Source organism: Peribacillus sp. TE19612, from assembly GCF_056279465.1.
Map to the genome: position 1 here is coordinate 1 of NZ_JBWCCL010000038.1, position 1,344 is coordinate 1,344.

The following is a 1,344-nucleotide window of genomic DNA, read 5'->3' on the forward strand; positions in this document are numbered from 1 at the left end:
GAACAGAAAATATTCATTGTACGACTTTACCTTGAAGGAAAGCACAGCTATATGGATCTTCAGAAAATATTTGAAGTTTCGTATCAAATGATTCAAGGATGGGTTCGTTTATACCAAATTCAAGGAGCCGATGGATTTAAGAAATCCTATACAAGTTATTCTACGGAGTTTAAAATGGATGTACTTAATTATATGAATGAAACGGGTATATCTTCTTACGACGCAGCCGCAAGGTTTAATATTTCATCTCCAGCGCTAATTCGGACGTGGAGAATAAATGTTAATGCCTATGGATTAGATGCCCTAATTTCTAAGAAAAAGGGGAGACCATCCATGAAAAAAGATATCAATCCATCCAAACAAATTGAAGGTTCGGTTAAAGAGCTTGAAGAACGAATTAAACAACTGGAAATGGAGAATGCGTATTTAAAAAAGTTAAATACTTTAGTTCAAATGCAGGAAAAATTACAACCAAAATCAAAGCGCAAGTAATTTATGAACTAAAGTCCATTTATGAGGTTGTGGCCTTAATTAAAGTCGCTGATATTCCACGTAGCACGTACTATTATTGGGAAAAACGCTTGAATCGAGATGATAAGTATTCGAAGGTAAAAGCCACTATTCAGTCTATCTATCATGAACATAAAGGACGTTACGGTTATCGTCGTATCACAAAAGAGTTAAAAAAATATGGGTTTTCTCACAATCCAAAGACCATCAACCGCCTCATGAATGAAATGGGCGTAAAATGTTTAGTCCGTATGAAAAAGTATCGTTCGTATAAGGGGCGTGTTGGTCGAATTGCCCCCCATATTTTACAACGTGATTTTCAAGCCGAGAAAATGAATCAAAAATGGGTAACAGACGTAACGGAATTTCATTTATTTGGGGAGAAACGTTACTTATCCCCTATCCTTGATTTATGTAATGGTGAAATTATTGCCTACAAAGTGATGAAACGGCCTGTTTATAAACTTGTTGGAGATATGTTAGATGAGGCGATTAAACACCTAAAACCAGAAGATACGGTCATCCTCCATTCGGATCAAGGGTGGCATTATCAAATGAAGAAGTATCAAAAAACCTTAAAAGATTCCCGCATTATACAAAGCATGTCCCGTAAGGGAAATTGTTTAGATAACGCAGTCATGGAAAACTTTTTTGGCTTGTTAAAGTCTGAATTGCTTTATCTCCAAGAGTTTGAAAGTATGGAGCACTTTGAAAAGGAATTAGATGATTATATTCATTACTATAACCACAAACGAATGAAGGTAAAATTAAAAGACCTGAGTCCGATAGAATACCGAACTCAGGTCTTAGAAGCTGCTTAAATTATATGTCTAA

General features: G+C 35.5%; 1 protein-coding gene. It reads left to right on the forward strand.

Going from position 1 to position 1,344, the window contains the following annotated elements; translation table 11 throughout:
• Positions 1–1,331 (forward strand): IS3 family transposase gene (locus ACZ9AO_RS26185; RefSeq protein WP_476111299.1). Its coding sequence is split into 2 segments (ribosomal slippage), with 1,332 coding nucleotides annotated over them: positions 1–463 and positions 463–1,331; the frame shifts between segments, so codons are not numbered across the junction. This gene is flagged as partial in the annotation.
• Positions 1,332–1,344 lie beyond the last annotated feature (13 nt).